Source organism: Bacillus sp. SN1 (assembly GCF_002796895.1).
GTDB lineage: Bacteria > Bacillota > Bacilli > Bacillales > Bacillaceae > Bacillus > Bacillus inaquosorum.
Window position 1 is genome coordinate 380,747 of record NZ_PHIE01000003.1, and the last position, 23,430, is coordinate 404,176.

A 23,430-nucleotide genomic window follows, 5' to 3' on the forward strand; every position below is an offset into this window, starting at 1 on the left:
CAACTTCTCAGCACATGGTAAAATATATGCTGAGCCAAGAGGGATAAAGGAGTGCAGAATTATTGAGCAATAATCAATCTCGTTATGAAAACCGTGATAAGCGCAGGAAAGCTAATTTAGTGCTTAACATTTTAATCGCAATCGTATCCATACTAATTGTCGTAGTAGCAGCTAATCTATTCATTAACAGTCCTTCTAGCAAAGATGTCAGCAAGGATTCTGAAACGGCGCAAAAACAGGAATCTCCGGCTTCAGGAAAGACGGAAAAGAAATCGGATGAGGATATAAAAGACAGCAAGAAAGATACATCTGACAGCGAAAAGGATTCTGAGAAGTCTTCTGACTCAGATTCAGATTCCAAAAAAGATGATTCTTCTAAAAGTGATGAATCAGATTCTGATTCAGACTCAAGCTCAGACGACCCGCTTAAAGACGCAAAAGTAACAGAAGGCGGCTCATCAAGCGATGTGGAAAAAACGTATGAAAACCCTGACTGGAAAGCAGTCGGAACTGAGCAGACGGGCGAGCATGCCGCCACTTATGACTCAAGCTCACAAGACTGGGCTGAGATGCTAAAAGCCATTTCATATGCAACGGGTGTCTCAACAGATCACATGACGGTGCTCTGGCTCGGAAATAACGGCAGCCCGCAGGATGCCAAAGGCAAGATTTTAGACAAGACGACTGGAGATAAATATCAAGTCACGATTACATGGGTTGATGAAAAAGGCTGGAAGCCGACAAAAGTAGAAAAACTAAAATAAACAAAAGCAGCCGGATTAAACCGGCTGCTTTTGTTTTAGGCTTCAGCTGCGAAATGAACAACCGCGCTGTACAATATTCTTCCGTCTGCCACAGCGGTTTGGTGTGAAACAGATTTCACCCGGAGCATGATGGCTTTATTGTTTTCAATTTGTGTATTGATTTTCTTTTCAAGCTCCTGCAATGAAGCCGCTTCGAAAAATTCCACTTTGTCTTTTATCAGATCTAATTGAAAATTCATATCTCGACCCTCCAGCTTTCACAAGTCATATGAAGTATAAGCTTTTTGAGGGGTAACGCGCAATATAGATGGCATAAAATACACAAAGTGTTTTAGTACCTGCTTTCCAGAAGATGTGGTATGATAGGAACTGTTCCATCATTAATTCATAGTATGCTTATAGGAATTATAAAATATGGAGTGTGACAAATATGGGACGTGAATTTATCCCTCTCTTTGAAGATTGGGCAGCAACTTATGATCAAACAGTACAAGGTTTTGATATTCAGTATAAAGAAGCGTTCAGAGGCTATGATGATATTCTTGATGCCATCGTCAGCAGGTCTGGAACGCATGTGGTAGAATTTGGCCCGGGGACCGGGAATTTGACAGCCAAGCTGCTGGATGCGGGCAAATCTGTATTTGGAATCGAACCGTCTCCCGCAATGCGCAAATTGGCTTCTGACAAGCTTTCCGGCAGGGCAGAATTCGTTGACGGAGACTTCCTGACATTTCCTGAGCCGCCATTTCAAGCTGACACGATTGTCAGTTCATATGCTTTTCATCATTTGACCGACGAAGAAAAGCGGGCTGCCATAAAGCAATATGGCAAATACCTTCACTTGCATGATAAAATAGTGTTTGCCGATACCGTCTTTGAAGATGTGCAAGCATATCAACAGGCTATTGATAAAGCACGTTCTCAAGGCTTCTATCAGTTGGCAAATGATTTAGAGACGGAGCATTATCCTACATTGGATGCGTTGAAAGAGATGTTTACAGCTGAAGGTTTTGCAGTCCAATTCACTCAGCACAACGATTTCGTGTGGATAATGGAGGCGATCAAACGGTAAAGTGAAGGGAATGTGAATAGATGAAACTAGCAGTCATCGGAGCAATGGAAGAGGAAGTCACCATCCTAAGAAGCAAACTTGAACATGCAAAAACAGAAACAATCGCACATTGTGAATTTACAACAGGCGAATATGAAGGAACCGAAGTGATTCTTTTAAAATCAGGAATTGGAAAAGTAAATGCTGCGATCAGCACGACGCTTTTGCTTGATCGTTACAAGCCTGATTATGTCATTAACACAGGCTCAGCGGGCGGATTTCATCATACATTGAATGTAGGAGATGTCGTCATTTCCACTGATGTTCGCCACCATGATGTAGATGTAACGGCCTTTGACTATGAATACGGGCAGGTGCCGGGTCTTCCGGCTGCTTATGCCGCGGACGAAAAGCTGATCAGCATCACTGAAGAAGCAATTTCTGAACTCGACGGCATTCAGGTTGCAAAAGGAACGATCGCAACAGGCGATTCTTTCATGAACGATCCGAAGCGGGTTGAAGAAGTGCGTGCGAGATTTTCTGATCTGTATGCGGTTGAAATGGAGGCTGCGGCAGTAGCTCAAGTGTGCCATCAATTTAAAACGCCGTTTGTCGTCATCAGAGCGTTATCCGATATCGCAGGAAAAGAATCACATGTATCATTTGACCAATTTTTAGAACAGGCAGCTGTCAATTCAACAGAGCTTGTGTTAAAGGTGATCAAACGAATTCATTAAAACGGGGGAGAGTTCTCCTCCGTTTTCCCTAAAAACAACCTCTATCAAGGAGGAGACATATATGACTGTCATTACGGACATTACCGAGCTGATTGGGAATACACCGCTTCTCCGCCTGAAGAACTTTGATGTTCCTGAAGGAGTCGCAGTGTATGCCAAGCTTGAAATGATGAATCCCGGCGGAAGCATTAAAGACAGACTGGGAGATATGCTGATCCGTGACGCGCTGGATTCAGGCAAGGTGAATCCTGGCGGAGTAATTATAGAAGCTACGGCAGGCAATACAGGAATCGGCCTTGCGCTGAGTGCCAGAAAATATGGGTTGAAAGCGATTTTCTGTGTCCCTGAACATTTCAGTACAGAGAAACAGCAAATTATGCAAGCGCTTGGAGCATCAATCATTCATACACCGCGTCAAGACGGAATGCAGGGAGCCATTCAAAAAGCCGTGCAGCTGGAGACTGAAATTGAAAATTCTTATTGCGTTTTGCAATTTAAAAACCGAGTAAATCCATCGACTTACTACAAGACACTTGGACCTGAAATATGGGAAGCGTTAGACGGCAATATCCATACGTTTGTCGCAGGGGCAGGATCAGGAGGCACATTCGCAGGAGTTGCTTCTTTCTTGAAAGAAAAAAATCCAGCAGTCAAAACAGTGATTGTCGAACCGGAAGGCTCCATTTTAAACGGAGGAGAGCCTCACGCTCATAAAACAGAAGGCATCGGCATGGAGTTTATCCCCAACTATATGAATGAAAGCCATTTTGATGAGATCTACACCGTAACAGATGAGAATGCGTTTAGACTTGTGAAAGAAGCGGCAGAAAAAGAAGGTCTGCTGATCGGAAGCTCTTCAGGTGCAGCGCTTTATGCAGCATTGGAGGAAGCGAAAAAAGCATCCGCAGGAACAAACATTGTCACAGTATTCCCTGACAGCAGCGATCGATATATCAGCAAACAAATATATGAAGGAGGCATCTGATATGAAGAAAAAAACATTGATGATTCACGGCGGAATCACAGGTGATGAGAAAACAGGCGCGGTTTCTGTGCCTATTTATCAAGTAAGCACGTACAAGCAGCCGAAAGCAGGGCAGCATACAGGCTATGAGTATTCAAGAACGGCCAATCCGACTAGAACCGCTCTCGAGGCACTTGTGACAGAGCTGGAAGGCGGGGAAGCAGGCTATGCGTTCAGTTCTGGAATGGCTGCCATTACAGCAGTTATGATGCTGTTTAACAGCGGAGATCATGTCGTGTTGACTGATGATGTGTACGGCGGAACATACCGCGTAATGACAAAGGTGCTCAATCGTCTTGGCATTGAATCAACATTTGTCGATACAAGCAGCAGAGAAGAAGTGGAAAAAGCGATTCGCCCTAACACGAAAGCCATTTATATTGAGACACCGACAAACCCGCTGCTCAAAATCACCGATCTGTCGCTCATGGCTGATATCGCAAAAAAAGCCGGTGTTCTGCTTATCGTAGACAATACCTTTAACACCCCTTATTTTCAGCAGCCGCTTACTTTAGGAGCTGATATCGTGCTTCACAGTGCGACAAAATATCTTGGCGGACACAGTGATGTCGTCGGCGGTTTAGTTGTGACAGGTTCAAAAGAGCTTGGGGAAGAACTTCATTTTGTGCAAAACTCCACAGGCGGCGTGCTTGGCCCTCAAGATTCCTGGCTGTTAATGAGAGGAATCAAAACATTGGGACTCAGAATGGAAGCGATCGATCAAAACGCGCGGAAAATCGCAAGTTTTCTTGAGAATCACCCTGCTGTCCAAACGTTATATTATCCTGGTTCTTCAAATCATCCCGGACACGAGCTCGCAAAAACTCAAGGATCTGGCTTCGGCGGCATGATCTCCTTTGATATCGGCAGTGAAGAGCGAGTTGATGCGTTTTTAGGAAATCTGAAACTGTTTACCATTGCTGAAAGCCTGGGTGCGGTAGAAAGCTTAATTTCTGTTCCGGCAAGAATGACACATGCCTCTATTCCGAGAGAACGCCGGCTTGAGCTCGGCATTACGGACGGCTTAATCAGAATTTCTGTAGGGATTGAAGATGCGGAAGATTTGCTGGAAGATATCGAGCAAGCGCTTAAAAATGTATAACAAATGGATAGAATTACTTTCTCTGTAAGCTGCCAGATTATATTATAATAGTCGTATACTATGAATCTGGCAGGTGATTCTTTTGAACAAAAATAGAATGAAATCTTTAAAAGAAGACTACAAGCATTTTGCTTTTACATTGCTTGCAGTCAGCACTTTTTTATATATAGGCGCAGTTCTCCCCGATCAAGGCTTAACGTTAGGGCAGAAATCGACGATGTTTTTAGCGGACTGCGTATTTTTAGCCGGTGCTTTCTTTTGCGCTGATCGTTCATTGATTTACAAGAAGCGTTTGGAAGAAGCCGACGAATAAAAAACAGCCATCAACTCAGCGATGGCTGTTTTTTGTTATTTTTCCTGCAGTTCTTTTCCCATGCCTTTTAAAAACTGAAGGCCGAAGCCAACGGCTCTGTTGATATCAGGATCGTTCATTGCTTTTATAAGGTCGAGAATCCCGACTTTCTTGTCTTCTTTTAAAAAGCTCTGCGCCTGTTCAGTACCAGCCATCACGCTTTCTAAAAGCTTTCCTGTAAACTCTGGATCGGCTTTAGTTAATGCGCCTCCGGCGGCCATCATCGTGTTGATGAGATTGGTGACAGGCTCACGTGAAACTTGGCCAAGTGCAATCTTGGCGATGTCTTCCTTCGCTCTCAGCATGCTTGTTGCCGCGTCAAAGATTCCAAGTTCATTGAGTTCATTCATTAATGTCATCGTTTTTGAGACGGCATCCTCATTTTCCGCCAGCAGCTCTTTCAGCTCTTCTATTTTTTCAAGCTTCATTTGCTCTGCTGTTTTTGTTTCTTTTTTGATCGTCGTAATCGGAGTGGCCATTCGTTTTCCTCCTTTCGTTTAATCAGTCAGATGGACATAGCCCGGACGGTTCCATTTTCTTTCTGCTTCGACCCCGTTTTGCGGGTGCCGTTTTTTGTTGCGCGGATTTGTTTTCGGAAGCGGCGCTGTTTCACAGCCTCCAAGCACCTCCATGCGGACCTTTGTCTGTTTATAAGCAGGCGTGTTCGTCCGTTTATCAGCTGCAGGCCCCGTCAGGAAGTTAATCGCTGACTCCTTGTCTGTTGAGTTCATTGGCAGATAGAGTTCATTTTCCCGCACACGGTCTGTGACCAGCGCGTTTAATTTGACTGCTCCGAACGGAGAAACGAGCCGTACAAGCGAACCGTCACAAACCCCTCGCTCCTGTGCAAGCTCAGGCGAGATTTCAACGAATACATTCGGCACTTTTGCTTGAATGCCTTTCGATTTATTTGTCATATTTCCTTCATGGAAATGCTCCAGCATCCGGCCGTTATTGATATGAAGATCATATTCTTCAGGAAATGCCGCTGGCTCAGTCCAATCAGAAAGGGCAAAGCGGGCTTTTTTGTCAGGAAAATTAAACCCGTCTTCATACAGAAGCGGTGTGCTTTCACCTGAGTAGCTGCCCCATAGGAAGCTGTTCCAGCCTTCAAGCACCTCATAGCTTGCTTTACCAAACAGAGGTGAAAGGCTCGCCATTTCTGAGAAAATGTCACTTGGATGGCTATAGTTCCAGTTCGCTCCTAAACGGTTTGCCACCTCTTGAATAATCCACCAGTCCGGTTTTGCGTCACCAAGCGTCGGAAGCGCCTGATATAATCGCTGCACACGGCGTTCTGTATTGGTAAATGTTCCGTCTTTCTCAAGTGAAGGAGTGGCCGGCAAGACGACATCGGCATATTGAGCTGTTCTTGATAGGAAGATGTCCTGCACCACGAAGAAATCAAGGCTTGATAAAATATCATGCACATGGTTTGCGTTTGAATCGACAAGTGCCATATCCTCACCGACAAGATACATAGCCTTCATTTTGCCTTCTTCAATGGAATGAAGCATTTGAATATTATCTAAACCAGGCTTTCCGTCAATCTTGACACCATAAGCCTCTTCAAATTTAGCGCGTGCATTGTCATCTGTAATATGCTGATATCCCGGCAGCCAGCCAGGCAATGTTCCCATATCGCAAGCGCCCTGAACGTTATTGTGTCCGCGCAGAGGATAAGCGCCGGCACCCGGACGGCGATAATTGCCCGTAGCGAGAAGCAGGTTTGAAATCGCTGCTGACGTATCAGAACCGCCTGTATTTTGTGTGACACCCATTCCCCAAAGGACACAAGTGCCGTCAGCGTCACGAATCATTTCGGCAATTCGAATGATATTTTCTTTTGGAAGGCCTGTGATGCGTTCTGCATAATCAAGCGTATAGGTTTTAAGCGTTTCTTTATAATCTTCAAAGTAATTTACGTTCTCATCAATAAACGTCTGATCGTGCCAGCCTTGGTCGATCATATATTTCGTAACAGCCATCAGCCAAACTTGGTCTGTGCCTTGTTTAGGGCTGATGAACAAATCAGACCGCTCAGCCATCTCATTTTTACGCAGGTCGGCAACGATCAGTTTTTGACCGTGGAGCTTGTGTGCCCGTTTGACACGTGTTGCAAGCACGGGATGTCCTTCCGCCGGATTGGCGCCGACAATGATGACGAGACCGGCTTTGGCAATATCTTTAATCGTGCCGGCGTCACCGCCCATGCCGACAGTGCGGAACAATCCGTCTGTAGCAGGAGACTGGCAGTAGCGTGAGCAGTTATCGACGTTGTTTGTTTCAAAGACCTGACGAGCTAATTTTTGAATGACATAGTTTTCTTCATTCGTAATTTTAGAAGAAGAAATAAACCCGACAGAGCCTTTGCCATACTGCTCTTTAATCGATCCTAATCTGCTTGCGACAAGATCGAGGGCTTCTTCCCAAGAAGATTCAACAAAAGCCCCGTTTTTACGGATTAAAGGTTTTGTGATCCGCTCTTCAGAATTGACGAAATCCCAGCCGAATTTTCCTTTCACACATGTAGAAATCGCGTTAACCGGAGCGTCAGAAACAGGCTGGATCTTTAAAATATCCCGTCCTTTTGTCCAGACTTCGAAAGAACAACCGACACCGCAGAACGTACATACAGTTTTTGTTTTTTTCGTTCTCGTTTCACGCATTGCCGCTTCAACTTCAGAAATGGCAAAAATGCTGCCGTACCCCGGTTCAACGTTTTTCACGAGGTCAATCATCGGCTCCATGACATCCTCTTTAATGCCAGTCATAAAACCTGCTTGCCCAAGCATTGATTTTTCCATCAGCGCATTACATGGGCATACTGTGACACACTGGCCGCAGCTGACACAAGAAGATTCATTGATCGGAACTCCCTCATCCCAAATCACGCGAGGGCGTTCGCGTTCCCAATCGATTGAAAGTGTTTCATTTACCTGAAGGTTTTGGCACACCTCAACACACTGGCCGCAGGCAATACATTGATTTGGGTCATAGCGGTAAAACGGATGAGACATATCAACCGCGCAAGATGGATCTTCTTTTGGCGTGTATGGGTATTTTTGATGCTCGATCCCCATCATTTCCGCTGTATTATGCAGTGTACAGTTCCCATTGTTGTTATCGCAAACCGTACAATACAGCAAGTGATTTTCAAGAAGGCGGTCCATCGCTTCGGTTTGGGCCTCTTTCACCCGATTGCCCGAAAGATCAATTGACATTCCATTTTCTGCGACTGTAGAGCATGAACGGACCAGCTTGCCGTTTGCCTCTACAATACATGTATCACAAGTTTGAATCGGGTCAACCTCTGGAACGTGGCAAATCTGCGGGTACTCAATCCCGTTTTCATTTAAAATATCTAAAATTGTGGCCCCTGCTCGTGCTTGAATTTCTGTTCCGTCTACACGGACATTGATCGACTTAACGTCCATCATCTTCATATTCCCCTCCATCTTTCTTTCAAGAAGTCAAAAAAGCCATGTATAGATACACCTGTCCTAAAATTCTTGAAGGTGTAAACACACATGGCGGAATAGTTCACTAGCAAGTCTTACTAACAGACCAATCCTTGATTTTTATAAAACGATAGACTCATAACAAGATCCTATTACAAATCCATCAACACTGCTTTTATTATAAAGTGATATTTATTATAATACAATATGGCAGGAAAATTTTAACCAAGTGAAATGTCCTAAGGGGAACCGGGAAAAGCCTTTATGAGGCAATATCGGAAGGGGTAATCAGCATGTCTAAAAAAATTCATGAGTTCAATGATATTATTCGAAAACTTCGCAAAGAATTGTTCGGCAAAGGGCCTGAACGGATTCATACTGTATTTGTAGAAAACATGGCAGTCTCAACATTATACGGAAATCTGAGTGCAAGCGAGCAGTTTATCGCCCGCACGCCTGAAGGAAGAGAAATGGTACATGCAGCCCGGACAAGCCTGATTCAAGATCTTTATTCCAAACAAACGCCGGAAGGAATGGAGGAGCTGATGGGGGCTAAGCTTGTCCATTTGTTTTCTGATATTAAAATTGAGGAAAATATCGCTGTATCTGTGTTTGTCTTTGACAAAAAAATAGATGATCAAAAAGAAGCCCTGCAAAGCTAGCATATTTGCCATTGACACAAATTTGTCACATTTGATATGATGTTGCTACAGTTATAGAAGGCAAAAAGCGATGGGAATGTATGCACGAACTGTATATATTCTCTTTCAATATCTTAATTCTGCTTGATATTGTTGTATGGGTATGCATACAAGTTAGGCAGCATTCAAACGCCTGGTTGACACAGGTTATTTGAGTGCTGCCTTTTTTATTGCCTTTCTGGCATAACTGTAAGAAAAGAAGAAATAATGGAGGCGTTTTAGTATGGCTTTTCGGAAACCGGATGAAATAGCGGATGCAGCAATTGAAGCAGGGATGAACAAAGTAAAGCTCCCGCTGCCGTCTCTGCTTGTGCTGGGGTTTTTAGGCGGCGCATTTATCGCGCTCGGGTACTTGCTTGATATCAGGGTAATCGGCGACCTTCCGAAAGAATGGGGAAGCCTGTCCAGCTTGATCGGGGCTGCAGTATTTCCTGTCGGTCTGATACTTGTGGTTCTCGCTGGCGCTGAACTGATCACAGGAAATATGATGTCCGTTGCGATGGCTTTATTTTCAAGAAAAATATCAGTTAAAGAATTGGCGGTTAACTGGGGAATCGTCACGATTATGAACCTAATCGGCGCATTGTTTGTTGCTTACTTTTTCGGGCATTTAGTTGGATTGACTGAAACAGGCCCTTATTTAGAAAAAACGATCGCCGTGGCGCAGGGAAAGCTCGATATGAGCTTCGGCAAGGTTCTTATTTCTGGCGTCGGCTGTAACTGGCTTGTGTGTCTTGCCGTTTGGCTTTCTTTCGGCGCTCAAGACGGAGCAGGGAAAATTCTTGGCATCTGGTTCCCGATTATGGCATTTGTGGCAATCGGATTTCAGCACGTTGTCGCCAACATGTTTGTGATTCCCGCTGCCATTTTTGCAGGGTCATTCACGTGGGGGCAGTTTATCGGAAACATCATTCCGGCTTTTATCGGCAATGTCATCGGCGGAGCGGTGTTTGTCGGTCTCATTTATTTTATTGCATATCATAAGAAAGAACGCTCCAGAAAAGAAATGAAGCAGGTGTCATGAAGAAAGGGTAAATCCACTCGATGATTTGCATAATTTCCGTCCATTTTTAGAAAAAGATGTTTACAAAATGGAATTTGGTGGATATACTTACAAAGTAAGAAAAAAGCAAAGGAGGCTGAACAAAATGACAATGAGACAACGACGTCAACCTGTACGTGAAACACAAGTAAAAGTTCATGGTTCATTCAGCCTGTGGAAGAGTTCGTGTCCTTCCTTAACCGATGCTTATCGCACGCATTAAATTGGGAATAGTCGGACATACGCAACTCCCCGCAGGCAGTAGAGGCATTGGTGTCTTCTTTTGTCTGCGGTTTTTATTTGCCCGCGGCAGAAGGAATGATGCCGCGGGTTATTTCGCTTGAAGCGGAATTTGAAAGGGGGTGAGTGATATGACGATTAACCTATTCTTTTTAACGTTAACGATTAACAAACGGTTTAAAAGCCCGGAAGAATTCGAACGAGAACAGCAGATTGAGCAGATTTATGATGAAATGAAAGAGTCTCAGTTAAAGCATCTTTATTTGACAAACTGGCGCTAAAAAACAATGAAAAATACTGAAGGGGGAGATGGCATATGCTTAGAATGGAATTATTGATGCATTATACGATGGAGAAGGACCAAGTTTAGCAAAAACAGCTGTCAAGAAAATGCCTGCCTGCATATGATAAATCAACGTTACGGGTAAGGCAGGTGATGGCATGATGAACGATTATCAAAAAAGGCTGCCGTCGATTGGCCATGGTTATGCGTCCATGCCGCATTCCTTCAAACATGGTTATGGAAATCCATTCCGCCAGCAGAGGCTGATGGCCATGCAGCAGCATAGGCTGTATGTATTCCCTTATTATTGGCATTAGAAAGAGGGCAGAAAACATTTTGTTTTCTGCTTTTTTTGCGGAAAAAAATGAAAAAGTTCAGTTCTATTGAAACATTATTAAACACATTGCCGTCTAGTTGATATCTTCATTCACATTTTAAAATGAAGGTGATATTTATTTTTCGAATATAATAAATAAGCATAGGAAACCAAAAGCAGGTGTTTAAAATGCTAGAAAATAGACTCTATAAACGATCGAATCTTTTGAAATTATTTTCTCGGAAATATAAGCAAACAAAAACCATTGAGCATATGATGATTGACTCTATAGACATACAGGAAAATGACAGAATTTTAGAAATTGGAATTGGAAATGGCACTGTCTTTAAGAACATAACCGAGAAACTGGAAAAGGGAAGCTTAAAAAGCATTGACCCGTCAAAGCGAAAGGTAAGACAGATATCACGAGCGAATCGAAAGAACATGGGGAAAAGGGAGATTTTTCATGGCTATCCTGAGAACATTCCCTTTGATGACCGTACCTTTAATAAAGTGTTTTCCTTACATACGGTTCAGAGCTGCACTGATATGAGGCTTGCATTAAGAGAAATTTATCGGGTGCTTCAAATTGACGGCCGGTTTTACATCAGTATTGATACAAATACCGGTGAGAAAGAGAAAACGTATATTCAGCTGCTGAAAGATCAGCATTTTAGGGATCTTTCCGTCATCAGGCGTGATTCCTGTCTGTGCATTGTGGCTGTTAAATAAAAAAATTTCTCGGGAAATATATCCAGGGCCCTCATTTTTGGTTTTGGGTATATTTTCTTAATTTTTTATTTTTTGCATATACTTTATATTAAAAAAAGTTTTTTTCATATAAACTGATAACATAAGCAAGGGTAAAGAGGTGATATCAGACAGATCGGACATGTTTATTATGAACAAAAGGAATGAATGTTCATTCCGGGACGAATCGGAGGTTGCAACATTACATGTTATCCGCATCCAGCACTAAGTACGACATGATTATGAAAGCGTCGGTCTCACTATTTACGGAAAGGGGATTTAACGCTACCACTATCCCTATGATAGCTGAACGAGCTCATGTTGGGACAGGAACGATCTACCGCTATTTTGACAGCAAAGAAACGCTCGTCAACGTATTGTTTCAAGAAAGCATCCAGCGCTTTACGGAAAAGCTGAAGCAGGATTTTTCGGAATTGCCTGCCAGAGAAGGCTTTCGCCATGTATTTTGCTGTCTCGTTCAATTTACGAAAGAGAGCGACTATGCGCTTTTTTTTCTTGAAACGAAAAAAGACGCTCATTACTTAAACGAAACAAGCAGAAAAATGATAGAAAATCTGACTCAAATGCTTGATGACTATTTTAACAAGGGAAAAGCAGAAGGCGTGATACGCGGCCTGCCCTCTAATGTGTTAATTGCAATTGTGTTAGGGGCGTTTCTCAAGATATATCAGCTTGTCCAAACGGGTGATATAGAGATGGACACTGATTTAATTACTGAATTGGAACAATGCTGCTGGGACGCCATCAAGCTTCATTCATTTACTTCACAAAAATAAGAGAGGAAGATGTTAATGAAACAGGCAAGCGCCATACCTCAGCCCAAAACATACGGACCTTTAAAAAATCTTCCGCATCTGGAAAAAGAGCAGCTTTCTCAATCCTTATGGAGGTTAGCTGATGAATTGGGACCGATTTTCCGTTTCGATTTTCCAGGGGTGTCCAGTGTTTTTGTATCCGGACACAATCTTGTGGCTGAAGTGTGTGATGAAAGCCGTTTTGACAAAAACCTTGGCAAAGGCCTGCTAAAGGTGCGAGAGTTCGGAGGAGACGGCTTATTTACAAGCTGGACCCACGAACCGAACTGGCAAAAAGCCCACCGCATTTTGCTGCCAAGTTTCAGTCAAAAAGCGATGAAAGGCTATCATTCTATGATGCTGGATATCGCAACCCAGCTGATTCAAAAATGGAGCCGGCTTAATCCTAATGAAGAAATTGATGTAGCGGACGACATGACCCGTCTGACGCTTGACACGATCGGATTATGCGGGTTTAACTATCGCTTCAACAGCTTTTACCGTGATTCTCAGCATCCGTTTATCACCAGCATGCTCAGTGCCTTAAAAGAGGCGATGAATCAATCGAAAAGATTGGGCCTGCAAGATAAGATGATGGTGAAAACGAAGCTGCAGTTCCAAAAGGATATAGAAGTCATGAACTCCCTTGTCGATAGAATGATAGCGGAGCGAAAAGAGAATCCGGATGAAAACATTAAGGATCTTTTATCGCTCATGCTCTATGCAAAAGATCCTGTAACAGGTGAAACGCTGGATGATGAAAATATTCGATACCAAATCATCACATTTTTAATTGCAGGGCATGAAACAACAAGCGGTTTGCTTTCCTTTGCGATTTACTGTCTGCTTACACATCCGGAAAAACTGAAAAAAGCGCAAGAGGAAGCCGATCGCGTGTTAACAGACACGCCGGAATATAAACAAATCCAGCAGCTGAAATACATTCGGATGGTGTTAAATGAAACACTCAGGCTATATCCAACAGCTCCGGCCTTTTCTCTCTATGCGAAGGAGGATACTGTTTTAGGCGGGGAATACCCGATCAGCAAAGGTCAGCCTGTCACTATTTTGATTCCGAAGCTGCACCGGGATCAAAATGCTTGGGGAGAAGATGCAGAAGATTTTCGTCCGGAACGGTTTGAAGACCCTTCGAGTATTCCTCATCATGCTTATAAGCCGTTTGGAAACGGGCAGCGCGCTTGTATTGGCATGCAGTTTGCTCTCCAAGAAGCGACGATGGTTCTCGGTCTTGTATTAAAGCATTTTGATTTGATGAACCATACTGGATACAAACTGAAAATCAAAGAGGCATTAACAATCAAGCCGGATGAATTTAAAATTACTGTGAAACCGCGGAAAACAGCAGCAATCAATGTACAGAGAAGAGAACAGGCTGACAACAAAACAGAAACGAAGCCAAAAGAAACAAAACCTAAACACGGCACACCTTTACTCGTTCTTTACGGTTCAAACCTTAGGACAGCGGAAGGAATAGCCGGAGAATTGGCTGCTTACGGCCGCCAGCTGGGATTTACAGCCGAAACAGCTCCGCTTGATGATTATATTGGCAAGCTTCCTGAACAAGGCGCTGTCGTCATCGTTACGGCTTCTTATAATGGGGCGCCGCCTGATAATGCTGCCGGCTTTGTAGAGTGGCTGGATGAGCTTGAGGAAGGCCGATTGAAAGGGGTCTCCTATGCGGTATTCGGCTGCGGAAACCGGAGTTGGGCCAGCACGTATCAGCGGATTCCGCGCCTTATAGATCACATGATGCAAGCGAAAGGGGCATCACGTTTAACACCGATTGGGGAAGGTGATGCCGCCGATGATTTTGAAAGCCATCGCGAGTCTTGGGAAAACCGCTTCTGGAAGGAAACGATGGAAGCATTTGATATAAACGAAATATCTCAGAAAGAAGACAGGCCTTCATTATCGATTACTTTTCTCAGTGAAGCGACGGAAACGCCGCTTGCCAAAGCATATGGTGCGTTTGAAGGGATTGTCTTAGAGAACCGGGAGCTCCAGACAGCTGATAGTCCGCGTTCCACCCGCCATATTGAATTGCAGGTTCCTGACGCCAAAACATATAAAGAAGGCGATCATATCGGAATATTGCCGAAAAACAGCCAAGAGCTTGTTCAGCGGGTTCTCAGCCGATTCGGTTTGCAGTCCAATCATGTGATAAAAATGAGCGGAAGCCCTCATATGGCTCATCTTCCGATGGATCGGCCGATCAAAGTGGCGGATTTATTGTCGTCCTATGTGGAGCTGCAGGAACCGGCTTCAAGGCTTCAGCTTCGGGAGCTGGCTTCTTATACAGTTTGTCCGCCGCATAAAAAAGAGCTGGAACAGCTCGTTTCAGAAGATGGCATTTATAAAGAGCAGGTACTGGAAAAACGTCTCACCATGCTTGATCTTTTAGAGGATTACCCTGCCTGCGAAATGCCGTTTGAGCGGTTTTTAGAACTTTTGCCTTCACTAAAACCGCGATATTATTCCATATCAAGCTCACCGAAAGTGCATGCTAATATCGTGAGCATGACAGTAGGGGTTGTTAAAGGCTCAGCTTGGAGCGAGCGCGGAGAGTACCGGGGAGTCGCCTCTAATTATTTAGCAGAGCTGAATACAGGTGATGCAGCAGCCTGCTTCATCCGAAAGCCGCAATCCGGATTTCAAATGCCAGATGACCCTGAAACGCCTATGATTATGGTCGGGCCGGGTACAGGAATTGCGCCATTTAGGGGCTTTATTCAGGCAAGATCTGTTTTGAAGAAGGAAGGAAACACGCTTGGTGAAGCTCTTTTCTATTTCGGCTGCCGGCACCCCGATCATGACGATCTTTACAGAGAAGAGCTGGATCAGGCGGAACAGGATGGTTTGGTTACAGTCCGCCGCTGCTATTCACGCGTCGAAAACGAATCAAAAGAATATGTCCAGCACTTGCTCAAACTAGATGCACAGAAGCTGATATCACTCATTGAAAAAGGGGCTCATATTTACGTATGCGGTGATGGATCGCGAATGGCTCCTGATGTAGAGAATACTTTGCGACTGGCGTTTGAAGCTGAAAAAGGAGCAAATCAGGAAGAATCAGCTGAATGGCTGATGAAGCTGCAAAACCAAAAACGCTATGTCAAAGACGTTTGGTCAGGTATGTAATAAAAAATCAAACCCCGCCATCAATCAGAATGGCGGGGTTATTTTGCATATGAAAAAGCCGGCACGATATTGAAATCTACTGAAAAGGATGTTATAGGGAGTATCGCGCCGGCCTTATTGTTAATATCGTCATACAGGGACAAAGGTTTAGGTTTTTTGCCTTATTTTTAAAAATAAATAGTCGAAAAGTCTTGTTTTTGTATATTGTGCTTCAGATTTTCTTGTCAGTTTGTTTTCGTTAAGCAAATATTTCTATTCCTCAAGACCACAAGCATGAGGATTAATCGGCTGAAGATCGATGTTTAAATTGGCGCTCCACATGTTTTCTATAATGAAAGTCATGAACCAAACGAATCGTCGGCCTGATTAACAGCAGCAAGCTCCCAATTACAAATAGCCATATCCCTGCCGACATCAACTGGTCATAAAAAAAGAAAAAGCTCCCGACAAGAAACAAAGCACCAATGATAAAATCATTTACTGTATAAAGAACCTTATATCGTTTTTTGAAAAAAAGCTCGTATCGATTGAGTTCTTTTTTGATATCATGTTCTTCATTAGCTGCCACTATCATCCCTCCATTCTATTTTGGCTTACCCTCACGTAAACGACATGTAAACATAAGAATTGTTTTGAAAAAATGGAGATGAAGAGAGAAAGATCAACAATCTTTTTATATAGGACCTCTTATCTTACAAAAACGATTTCATCGCCTGAACAATAAGACCAGTCAAAGCTTTAGCCCCTTGAGGAACCAAGTGTACGCCATCAGGTGTAAAATATTCTGGGTGCTGAAGAGCTTCTGTGTGCCAGTCAACTAACGTAACATTTTGATGTGCGTGGGCCTGTTGCTGCAAAGATTCATTTACCTTGCTTTCCCATTGGCGGGGAACTCGTGTATTGACAAGATAGATATGAGCTTTTGAGAAAGATTGAAGCAATTGTTCGATTTGGCTGTTTGTAAAGTAGCCATTGGTTCCCAGCTCAATGATGACAGCCTTGTTCGGCTGATTAAAAGACTTGTATTCATTTGCGAGTTCCAGAGCTTGAGACATTTGTCTCCCCACCTTTCCATCAATCGTAACATGTGAAAGTGACTGGCGGAGGTGTGAGGCAATATCAAGCATGACGGAATCTCCTATAGCTAACACTTCTTTATCAGAGTCTGCTGGTACTTTCGCCTGCTGAGATTGCTTGTCTTTATTTTTTCTAGTCTCTTGTTCATTAATTTTGTTTTCCTTTTGATCTTGATTGGAGTCTGTTGTCTTTTGTTCAGGATTGTTTTCCCTGTCTTTATCAGCTTCAGCTTTCTTTCTATCCTCAGAAGCCTGGCTGGTATCAGCGTTTGTTTTTTGTGAGCTATACGTCCATTTGGTGGGGTGCTTTTGCTCTCCGGCTAGCCCAGACAGCCCTCCCGCAAAAATAAGTATAGCGAGAATGACGAAACCAATTGACGTTTTGCTGATGACAGATGTCGTTTTCCATTCTCTGATTCTATGTATAAAAATACGGCGGAAAAATGATCTAAATCCCTGTGTCCGTACGGGTTTCTCGATAAAATGATAGGAAAGCTCGGCGAGTATAAATGTAACAATGACCTTTAGCACAATATGCCAAAAAACAGGGTTTCCGATTTCTTGAACTGGCGTGCTTAACACAATAACAGGGTAGTGCCAAAGATAAATACCGTAAGACCTTGTTCCAAGCCAACGGAGCGGCCTCCATGAAAGCAGATTGCCTAAAAAGCTGCTCGGATGGCATACACATGCAATAAGGATTGCGGCAATCAAGCCAATCAAAAGCATTCCGCCTCTGTAAAGAAAAGGCTCATATTCATCTGTGAAATAGACACATAACACTAAAATACAAAACGCCGAAAGTTCAGTAGCGTGCAAAGTTTGCTTCAGTTTGTTTGACAGCCTGTTGGAAGACAGTCTTTTCATCGGCCATACAAGAGCCAGGGCACACCCGATGAGAAGCGCAAACGAACGAGTATCTGTGCCGTAGTACACGCGGCTCGGATCTCCGCCGGGTTCATAAAATATGCTCATCATCACGGCTGAACAAAGCGCTAGCAATGACACCGCCGCCGCCAATCTGGCGCGGTTTTTAAATATGTACATTCCAACAACCAAGAACATCGGCCATATCATATAAAATTGTTCTTCAATCGCCAGCGACCAAAGGTTTTTCAGAGGTGATGGGGAACCGAAACTATCAAAATATGATAGTTTGTGAAAAATAAACCACCAATTACTCATATAAAAGAGAGAGGAAATGGCATCTCCGCGTATAGTGTGCAATAGTTCCCTGTCAAACAATACAACCCAAATAACAGTAAAAAAGATCATGAGGTAAGCCGCTGGCAGAAGCCGCCGAATTCGGCGCACCCAAAAGTCCCGAAAATCAAGGCTGATATCATTTCCATGTGCCGGCAATAGAATGGATGTAATTAAATAGCCGGATAAAACAAAAAAGATATCAACTCCAATGAAACCCCCGTTAGCCCACCTGAAGTTTAGGTGATAAGCGATAACTGACAGGACGGCAAAAGCCCGAAGGCCATCGAGTCCAGGGATATATCGATGATGCTGTGTCTTGTGATACATGGGTATTCCTCCAATAGTGTGCAGAGATTCTCGTTGTTTTGGCAGCGAGGTTACGACCTCAAATAGAGAAGAGAGAAAACATCCATGATATGAGATGGATGTTTTTTATATTATCGAACATAACGTTCTCCCACGAGCAAGCTTGAAATGACGCTGGTTGGAATTTTAAACTCGGTAACGCCCATATAGCCGGGGGCAACTTCATATTCATCAAATGAGATCACAAGTTTATGGTCTTCAGTAATATAAAACGTTTGATCAGGCAGAATCGTTTTGAACGGTTCTGCATCTTCGTCAGTGAGCCAATATATTTTATTTGGATCTTCCTTCATTTGCTGTTTCATTTGTTCTTTGATGTTTTGGCTGATGACTTTAATATAGCTCTCATCTTTGAACAAGCTTTTTAATGTAAGTAAAATATCATTCTTTTTGTCAATCGTGATATAGCGGCTTTGTGTGTAAGATGATGCTTGTGTTTTTTCAATATCACGCCGAATAGAGAGTAGAGCTGGCGTGTCTGTTACTGTCTCGTAATCACTGTAGATACTGAGATGTCCTTTTTTGTTTTTGGATGTAGACTGTATAAATTCTTTGTACAGCTGCTTGCTTTCTTTCAAGTATTTCTGGTTAATGCTGTTTTCAAGCTCTTTATTAGAAAGTCCGGACAGAGCAGGTGTTTTGACATCGATGCTCGACTGATCTTTCTCTTCTTTGGTCTCAATAAAAGTGATGGCCTTGACAATCTTGCCGATGACAGGGATTCTTGACATTGCTTGAGCTGCGTCTGGGTTGATGTTGACAAGTGCAGTGAATAAAATAGCCGCCGCGACAGCTGCTGATGTCGGCCACATGACGATTCTTTTCTTTTTTGGTTCTTCCTGAAGGGCTTTTTCAACAATGATATCAAGTTCCTTAGGAATCTGAACACTTTTATATTCTTCTCTTAATTGCTGCAATCTCTTATCCATTAAGAAAGATCCTCCTTCGTCAACTGAATGCGCATCAGCTTCAATGCTCTGTATAGGCGCGTTTTGACGGTATTCATGTTTTCCCCTGTAATTTCCGCAATTTCTTCTAATTTGAGGTCTTCAAAAAAGCGCAAAATAATAATGGTTTTATAACGGTACGGCAATTCGTCAAGCGCCTCATGAAGATCAGTGTCCTTGTAATGGTCTTCCTTTCCGTTGCTTAAAAACTCTAACGTTTCGTCATCCATCACTTTTACCTTTTTTTGTTTGCGCAAAAAATCAATAGCTGTCCGTACTAAAATTTTATAAAACCAGCTTTTTATCGTCTCAGGGTTTCTGACTGTTTCAACTGAGCTCAGTGCTTTTTTTATAGATTCCTGAACAATATCTAATGCGTCATCTTGATTTTTTACATAACTGAAAGCCAACCTGTAGAAATCTTGCTTATGATCAGTTATGCATGTGACAAGCAACGCTTTTGTTGTTTGTTTTTTCTTCATTGCAATAAAGGGCTCCTTTTTGAATATACGTATATACATAGGCTGTTACCTAGGATAGACGCGGCAGGCTGAAAAATAGTTTGCGCAGAATCACATTTTTTTAAAGAAGTGATCAGAGCGGGGGAGAATTGCAAAAACTTTGCAGAAAGGAATACATATAAAAACATGGCTTGTTGATACAAGCCATGTTTTTATACTATTGCTCTATTCCAGATAATGTTTTTTGAAATCTGAGTGGATAGAAAATTTGCGGCGCAGCTGGATGAGATTTTTTCCAAAGCTTTCTTCTAAAAGCCCTCTATGCTTTTTCAGAATTTCCATGAGGTACAGATCATGAATGATCACTTCAGTAATAGGCATGACTAAACCTACATGCATCGTCCAAGCAGCACGGCTGTCGTTACCAAGAGAGACGATACCCGCTACAACTTCTGAATCATCTCCGCTATAGACAAGCCACCGCCCGTCATACTCTTCTGTAATTTCACTGCTCATATCATGAAGGTACACAGCAGCAAAATCAGATGCGATATCTCCGTACGCAATGATGGTGACATTTACACCTTTAGTTGCCGCCTGTCTCAGCTCTGTTTCTATTTCTTCATAATCCTCTTTCCAGATTTCTAAAAGAATTCTTTTTTTTGCGGATAAAATACAAGCCTTCACCTTTTCAAGAATTTCACTGCGTCCGGTGATATTCCAGATATTTTCCCGGTCATTTGCGGTCTGCTCGAAGTTTTCAAAGTATTTCTCAGCCTGGTCAAAATGCTCTTCCGCTTTGAGCCGGCGGTTTTTAATCAGTTCTTTAGCGGGGACAGGCACATACTGAGGCGTATTTCCGTGACTTACAAAAACATCTCCCCTTAAGACAAGGCTTTCCAAAACTTCATAAATTTTTGAGCGGGGCACTCCGGATTTTTTGGCGACGGCATAGCCTGTTAAAGGCGATTCTTGCAATAAAGCAAGATATGCTTTCGATTCATATTCGGTAAAATTGAGGTTTTTTAAAATGTCTAACATATTTTCCTTCATATATCCTCCAATATAAAGAGCAGTCGCCTGCCTTTGTAATCGCTATTTTAACAAACCATATTGATTTATTCCAAACGGATTGATACAATTTTTTTAAGTAGTTACTTTTGTAGTCACTATATATCGGAGAGATTTTTAAAGGGGGAGAAGAAATGCATAGCTTACTCGCATACATTCCGATCGCTGCCATGATGGTTATCATACCGGGAGCAGATACGATGCTTGTTATGAAGAATACCCTTAGATATGGCGCAAAGGCTGGGCGTTATAATATTCTCGGATTGGCAACAGGACTTTCCTTTTGGACGGTTATTGCCATTTTAGGATTATCGGTGGTGATTGCAAAGTCAGTGATTCTTTTCACAACAATTAAATATTTGGGAGCAGCATACTTAATTTATTTAGGTGTAAAAAGTTTTTTTGCCAAAAGTATGTTTTCTATAGATGACATGCAATCCCAAGCAAACACCACGGCAAATTCTCCGAAACGTTATTATAAAACTTCCTTTATGCAAGGATCACTTAGCAACATTCTCAATCCTAAAACTGTTTTGGTTTATGTTACAATCATGCCCCAATTTATCAATCTGAAGGGAAATATAAACCAGCAGCTCATTATTCTAGCTTCAATCTTAACCTTAATAGCGGTGTTGTGGTTCCTCTTTCTCGTTTATATTATTGATTACGCAAAAAAATGGATGAAAAACTCGAAGTTCCAGAAAGCTTTTCAAAAAGTAACTGGCATTATATTAGTTGGTTTCGGCATCAAAACTGGTTTGAATTAATATTCGGTTCCGTTGGGTGTTTGGTGCACACAAAAAAGACAAGGGAGTGAGTATCCCTTGTCTTTTTGTTATTTCATCTTATGTCTCCTGATGGTTTGCACCTTATATAAAATAATCAATAAAACAAACCAGACCGGAGTGACAAACAAAGCAACACGTGTATCATTCGCCAGTGCCAATACGACGAGAATGAATGCGAGAAATGCAAGTGTTAAGTAGTTGGATAATGGGTAAAAAGGCATTTTAAATTTGCTTGCTTTCGCTTCATGCGGCCTTGTTTTTCGATATTTCAAATGGCAAATCACCGTAATGCCCCAAATGAAAATGAAGCATATTGTAGAAACACTAGTAATCAGTGTAAAGACTTGCTCCGGTATAATATAATTCAGGCTAACGCCGATCAGAATGGCGATGGTTGAAAAGAACAGCGCATTGCTTGGAACTCTAGAAGAAGTCAGTTTCTTTAGCAAGCCAGGTGCGTGATGATCCTTGGCAAGAGAATAGACCATGCGGCTTGTGCTGAATAAAGCGCTATTGGCCGCTGATGCAGCTGATGTTAATACAACAAAATTGATCATACTGGCAGCGGCAACGATGCCTACAGCAGAGAACACTTGAACAAACGGGCTTTCATTTGGATTCAAAACATTCCAAGGGTAGATACACATAATCACAAAAAGTGCGCCGACATAAAAAAGTAAAATCCGGGCAGGGATTTGATTGATGGCTTTAGGGATCACTTTTTGGGGATTTTCAGTTTCACCTGCTGTCAGTCCGACAAGTTCAATTCCCACAAAAGCGAAGACAACCATTTGAAATGAAAGAATAAATCCATGCCATCCATTTGGAAACATGCCGCCATGGCTCCAAAGATTCGTGAGGCTGGCTGAGCTGGAAGCTGCAGAAAAACCTTTCGCAATCAAGAAAATACCAGTTACGATAAGAGCCAGTATGGCAATGACTTTGATCAATGCAAACCAGAATTCTAATTCCCCGAAAAGTTTAACGGTGGCAAGGTTCATGATCAGCAAGATGATCAGCGCAAGAAGACCCGGCAGCCATTGAGGCACATCGGGAAGCCAATATTGCATATAAATACCGACCGCCGTTAAATCAGCCATCGCGAGAGAAATCCAGCAGAACCAGTAGGTCCAGCCAGTGATAAACGCTGCCATGTCGCCTAAATAGTCCCTTACAAAATCAACGAAAGAGTGATACCCCGCATTTGATAAGAGCAGTTCTCCGAGCGAACGCATAATGAAAAAGCAAAAGACTCCCGTGATCAAGTAAGCAAATAAAATGGATGGTCCCGCAAAGTGGATGGATTTCCCTGAACCTAAGAATAAGCCTGTTCCGATTGCACCCCCAATCGCCATTAATTGTATATGCCTGTTTTTAAGGCCTCTAGACAATTTTTGCTGTTGTCCCAAATTGCCTTTATTAGAATTGCCTGTCAATTTTATTTTCCTCCAATAATAAAAGATGAATAAAGTTTTATCGGATATTATACCATTTAAGAGAATATAATGTTTAATTTTTAAATATTAAAAATAAATTTTCCTTGTTCGTAAAGCAGTTGAATGCCTTTTATGTTCTATATTACTTGCTAGTTATATTGAATAGTAGAAAAACAGGAAAATCATCAGTGTTGTTCATGTTGAAAAAAATGCAAAATATTTTTAGCCAGAAAAGGAGGAACCCGATCAAAAAGACATCGTTTTGACGATGTCTTTTTTGTT

23 protein-coding genes are annotated in these 23,430 nt (G+C 42.5%); 14 read left to right on the top strand and 9 right to left on the bottom strand.

Going from position 1 to position 23,430, the window contains the following annotated elements; translation table 11 throughout:
• Positions 1–62: 62 nt before the first annotated feature.
• The gene (locus tag CVV77_RS13555) at positions 63–764 is read left to right on the top strand and encodes a YrrS family protein (RefSeq protein WP_019259025.1); all 702 of its coding nucleotides are present in this window, start codon (positions 63–65) and stop codon (positions 762–764) included.
• Positions 765–799: 35 nt separating this feature from the next.
• Here CVV77_RS13555 and CVV77_RS13560 read toward each other — a convergent pair whose 3' ends face one another.
• Positions 800–1,003, bottom strand: a complete 204-nt coding sequence (locus tag CVV77_RS13560) for a YrzA family protein (protein ID WP_003225924.1) — start codon at positions 1,001–1,003, stop codon at positions 800–802.
• Positions 1,004–1,194: 191 nt separating this feature from the next.
• Here CVV77_RS13560 and CVV77_RS13565 point away from each other — a divergent pair, with 191 nt between their 5' ends.
• The 5 genes from CVV77_RS13565 (at position 1,195) to CVV77_RS13585 (ending at position 4,991) form a co-directional block, all read left to right on the top strand.
• A complete protein-coding gene (locus CVV77_RS13565) occupies positions 1,195–1,836 on the top strand; it encodes a class I SAM-dependent DNA methyltransferase (RefSeq protein WP_088112361.1) in 642 nt (213 codons plus the stop codon).
• Between the two features lie 20 nt (positions 1,837–1,856).
• Complete coding sequence (gene mtnN, locus CVV77_RS13570; RefSeq protein ID WP_019259023.1) at positions 1,857–2,552, top strand: 5'-methylthioadenosine/S-adenosylhomocysteine nucleosidase; 696 nt, start codon at positions 1,857–1,859, stop codon at positions 2,550–2,552.
• A 61-nt stretch (positions 2,553–2,613) separates the two neighbouring features.
• A complete protein-coding gene (locus tag CVV77_RS13575; RefSeq protein WP_100275622.1) occupies positions 2,614–3,537 on the top strand; it encodes an O-acetylserine dependent cystathionine beta-synthase in 924 nt (307 codons plus the stop codon).
• Position 3,538: 1 nt separating this feature from the next.
• Complete coding sequence (locus tag CVV77_RS13580) at positions 3,539–4,678, top strand: bifunctional cystathionine gamma-lyase/homocysteine desulfhydrase (protein ID WP_100275623.1); 1,140 nt, start codon at positions 3,539–3,541, stop codon at positions 4,676–4,678.
• Positions 4,679–4,760: 82 nt separating this feature from the next.
• Entirely contained in the window at positions 4,761–4,991 is a 231-nt protein-coding gene (locus CVV77_RS13585; protein WP_003237358.1) for a YrhC family protein, read from the top strand.
• 35 nt (positions 4,992–5,026) lie between these two features.
• Here CVV77_RS13585 and CVV77_RS13590 read toward each other — a convergent pair whose 3' ends face one another.
• Together CVV77_RS13590 and fdhF are read right to left on the bottom strand one after the other, a co-directional pair.
• Complete coding sequence (locus CVV77_RS13590; protein WP_100275624.1) at positions 5,027–5,509, bottom strand: helical membrane plugin domain-containing protein; 483 nt, start codon at positions 5,507–5,509, stop codon at positions 5,027–5,029.
• 18 nt (positions 5,510–5,527) lie between these two features.
• Positions 5,528–8,470, bottom strand: coding sequence for a formate dehydrogenase subunit alpha (gene fdhF, locus CVV77_RS13595; RefSeq protein WP_100275691.1), 2,943 nt, complete (start codon positions 8,468–8,470; stop codon positions 5,528–5,530).
• 314 nt (positions 8,471–8,784) lie between these two features.
• On the opposite strand from fdhF, the gene CVV77_RS13600 reads away from it, so the two are divergent.
• From CVV77_RS13600 to cypB, 7 genes are all read left to right on the top strand, one after another.
• Entirely contained in the window at positions 8,785–9,153 is a 369-nt protein-coding gene (locus CVV77_RS13600; RefSeq protein ID WP_003237353.1) for a Na-translocating system protein MpsC family protein, read from the top strand.
• A gap of 262 nt (positions 9,154–9,415) precedes the next feature.
• A complete protein-coding gene (locus CVV77_RS13605; protein ID WP_019259017.1) occupies positions 9,416–10,216 on the top strand; it encodes a formate/nitrite transporter family protein in 801 nt (266 codons plus the stop codon).
• 389 nt (positions 10,217–10,605) lie between these two features.
• Positions 10,606–10,755, top strand: a complete 150-nt coding sequence (locus CVV77_RS13610) for a YrzI family small protein (RefSeq protein ID WP_003237348.1) — start codon at positions 10,606–10,608, stop codon at positions 10,753–10,755.
• A gap of 160 nt (positions 10,756–10,915) precedes the next feature.
• Positions 10,916–11,074 (top strand): hypothetical protein, encoded by a 159-nt coding sequence (locus CVV77_RS22055; protein ID WP_003237346.1) that lies wholly within the window; start codon positions 10,916–10,918, stop codon positions 11,072–11,074.
• Between the two features lie 188 nt (positions 11,075–11,262).
• Complete coding sequence (locus CVV77_RS13615) at positions 11,263–11,805, top strand: class I SAM-dependent methyltransferase (RefSeq protein ID WP_100275625.1); 543 nt, start codon at positions 11,263–11,265, stop codon at positions 11,803–11,805.
• Between the two features lie 224 nt (positions 11,806–12,029).
• On the top strand, positions 12,030–12,620 hold the full coding sequence (gene fatR, locus CVV77_RS13620) for a transcriptional regulator FatR (RefSeq protein WP_084994705.1): 591 nt from the start codon (positions 12,030–12,032) through the stop codon (positions 12,618–12,620).
• Between the two features lie 15 nt (positions 12,621–12,635).
• Positions 12,636–15,797 carry a bifunctional cytochrome P450/NADPH--P450 reductase CypB gene (gene cypB, locus CVV77_RS13625; protein WP_100275626.1) on the top strand — a complete coding sequence of 1,054 codons (3,162 nt, stop codon included), beginning with the start codon at positions 12,636–12,638 and terminating at the stop codon, positions 15,795–15,797.
• 280 nt (positions 15,798–16,077) lie between these two features.
• Here cypB and CVV77_RS13630 read toward each other — a convergent pair whose 3' ends face one another.
• The 5 genes from CVV77_RS13630 to CVV77_RS13650 form a co-directional block, all read right to left on the bottom strand.
• Positions 16,078–16,365: a YrhK family protein gene (locus CVV77_RS13630; protein ID WP_100275627.1), complete on the bottom strand. Its 288-nt coding sequence runs from the start codon at positions 16,363–16,365 to the stop codon at positions 16,078–16,080.
• 124 nt (positions 16,366–16,489) lie between these two features.
• Positions 16,490–18,406, bottom strand: a complete 1,917-nt coding sequence (locus tag CVV77_RS13635) for an acyltransferase family protein (protein WP_100275628.1) — start codon at positions 18,404–18,406, stop codon at positions 16,490–16,492.
• 110 nt (positions 18,407–18,516) lie between these two features.
• On the bottom strand, positions 18,517–19,374 hold the full coding sequence (rsiV, locus tag CVV77_RS13640) for an anti-sigma-V factor RsiV (RefSeq protein WP_100275629.1): 858 nt from the start codon (positions 19,372–19,374) through the stop codon (positions 18,517–18,519).
• Positions 19,374–19,874 carry an RNA polymerase sigma factor SigV gene (gene sigV, locus CVV77_RS13645; RefSeq protein WP_060399119.1) on the bottom strand — a complete coding sequence of 167 codons (501 nt, stop codon included), beginning with the start codon at positions 19,872–19,874 and terminating at the stop codon, positions 19,374–19,376. Before sigV ends, rsiV begins: the two co-directional genes overlap by 1 nt.
• 204 nt (positions 19,875–20,078) lie before the next feature.
• Positions 20,079–20,906: a TrmB family transcriptional regulator gene (locus CVV77_RS13650; RefSeq protein ID WP_019259009.1), complete on the bottom strand. Its 828-nt coding sequence runs from the start codon at positions 20,904–20,906 to the stop codon at positions 20,079–20,081.
• A gap of 152 nt (positions 20,907–21,058) precedes the next feature.
• Here CVV77_RS13650 and CVV77_RS13655 point away from each other — a divergent pair, with 152 nt between their 5' ends.
• Positions 21,059–21,691, top strand: coding sequence for a LysE family transporter (locus CVV77_RS13655; protein WP_003237327.1), 633 nt, complete (start codon positions 21,059–21,061; stop codon positions 21,689–21,691).
• Between the two features lie 68 nt (positions 21,692–21,759).
• Here CVV77_RS13655 and CVV77_RS13660 read toward each other — a convergent pair whose 3' ends face one another.
• Positions 21,760–23,148 carry an amino acid permease gene (locus tag CVV77_RS13660; protein WP_100275630.1) on the bottom strand — a complete coding sequence of 463 codons (1,389 nt, stop codon included), beginning with the start codon at positions 23,146–23,148 and terminating at the stop codon, positions 21,760–21,762.
• Between the last annotated feature and the right edge of the window lie 282 nt (positions 23,149–23,430).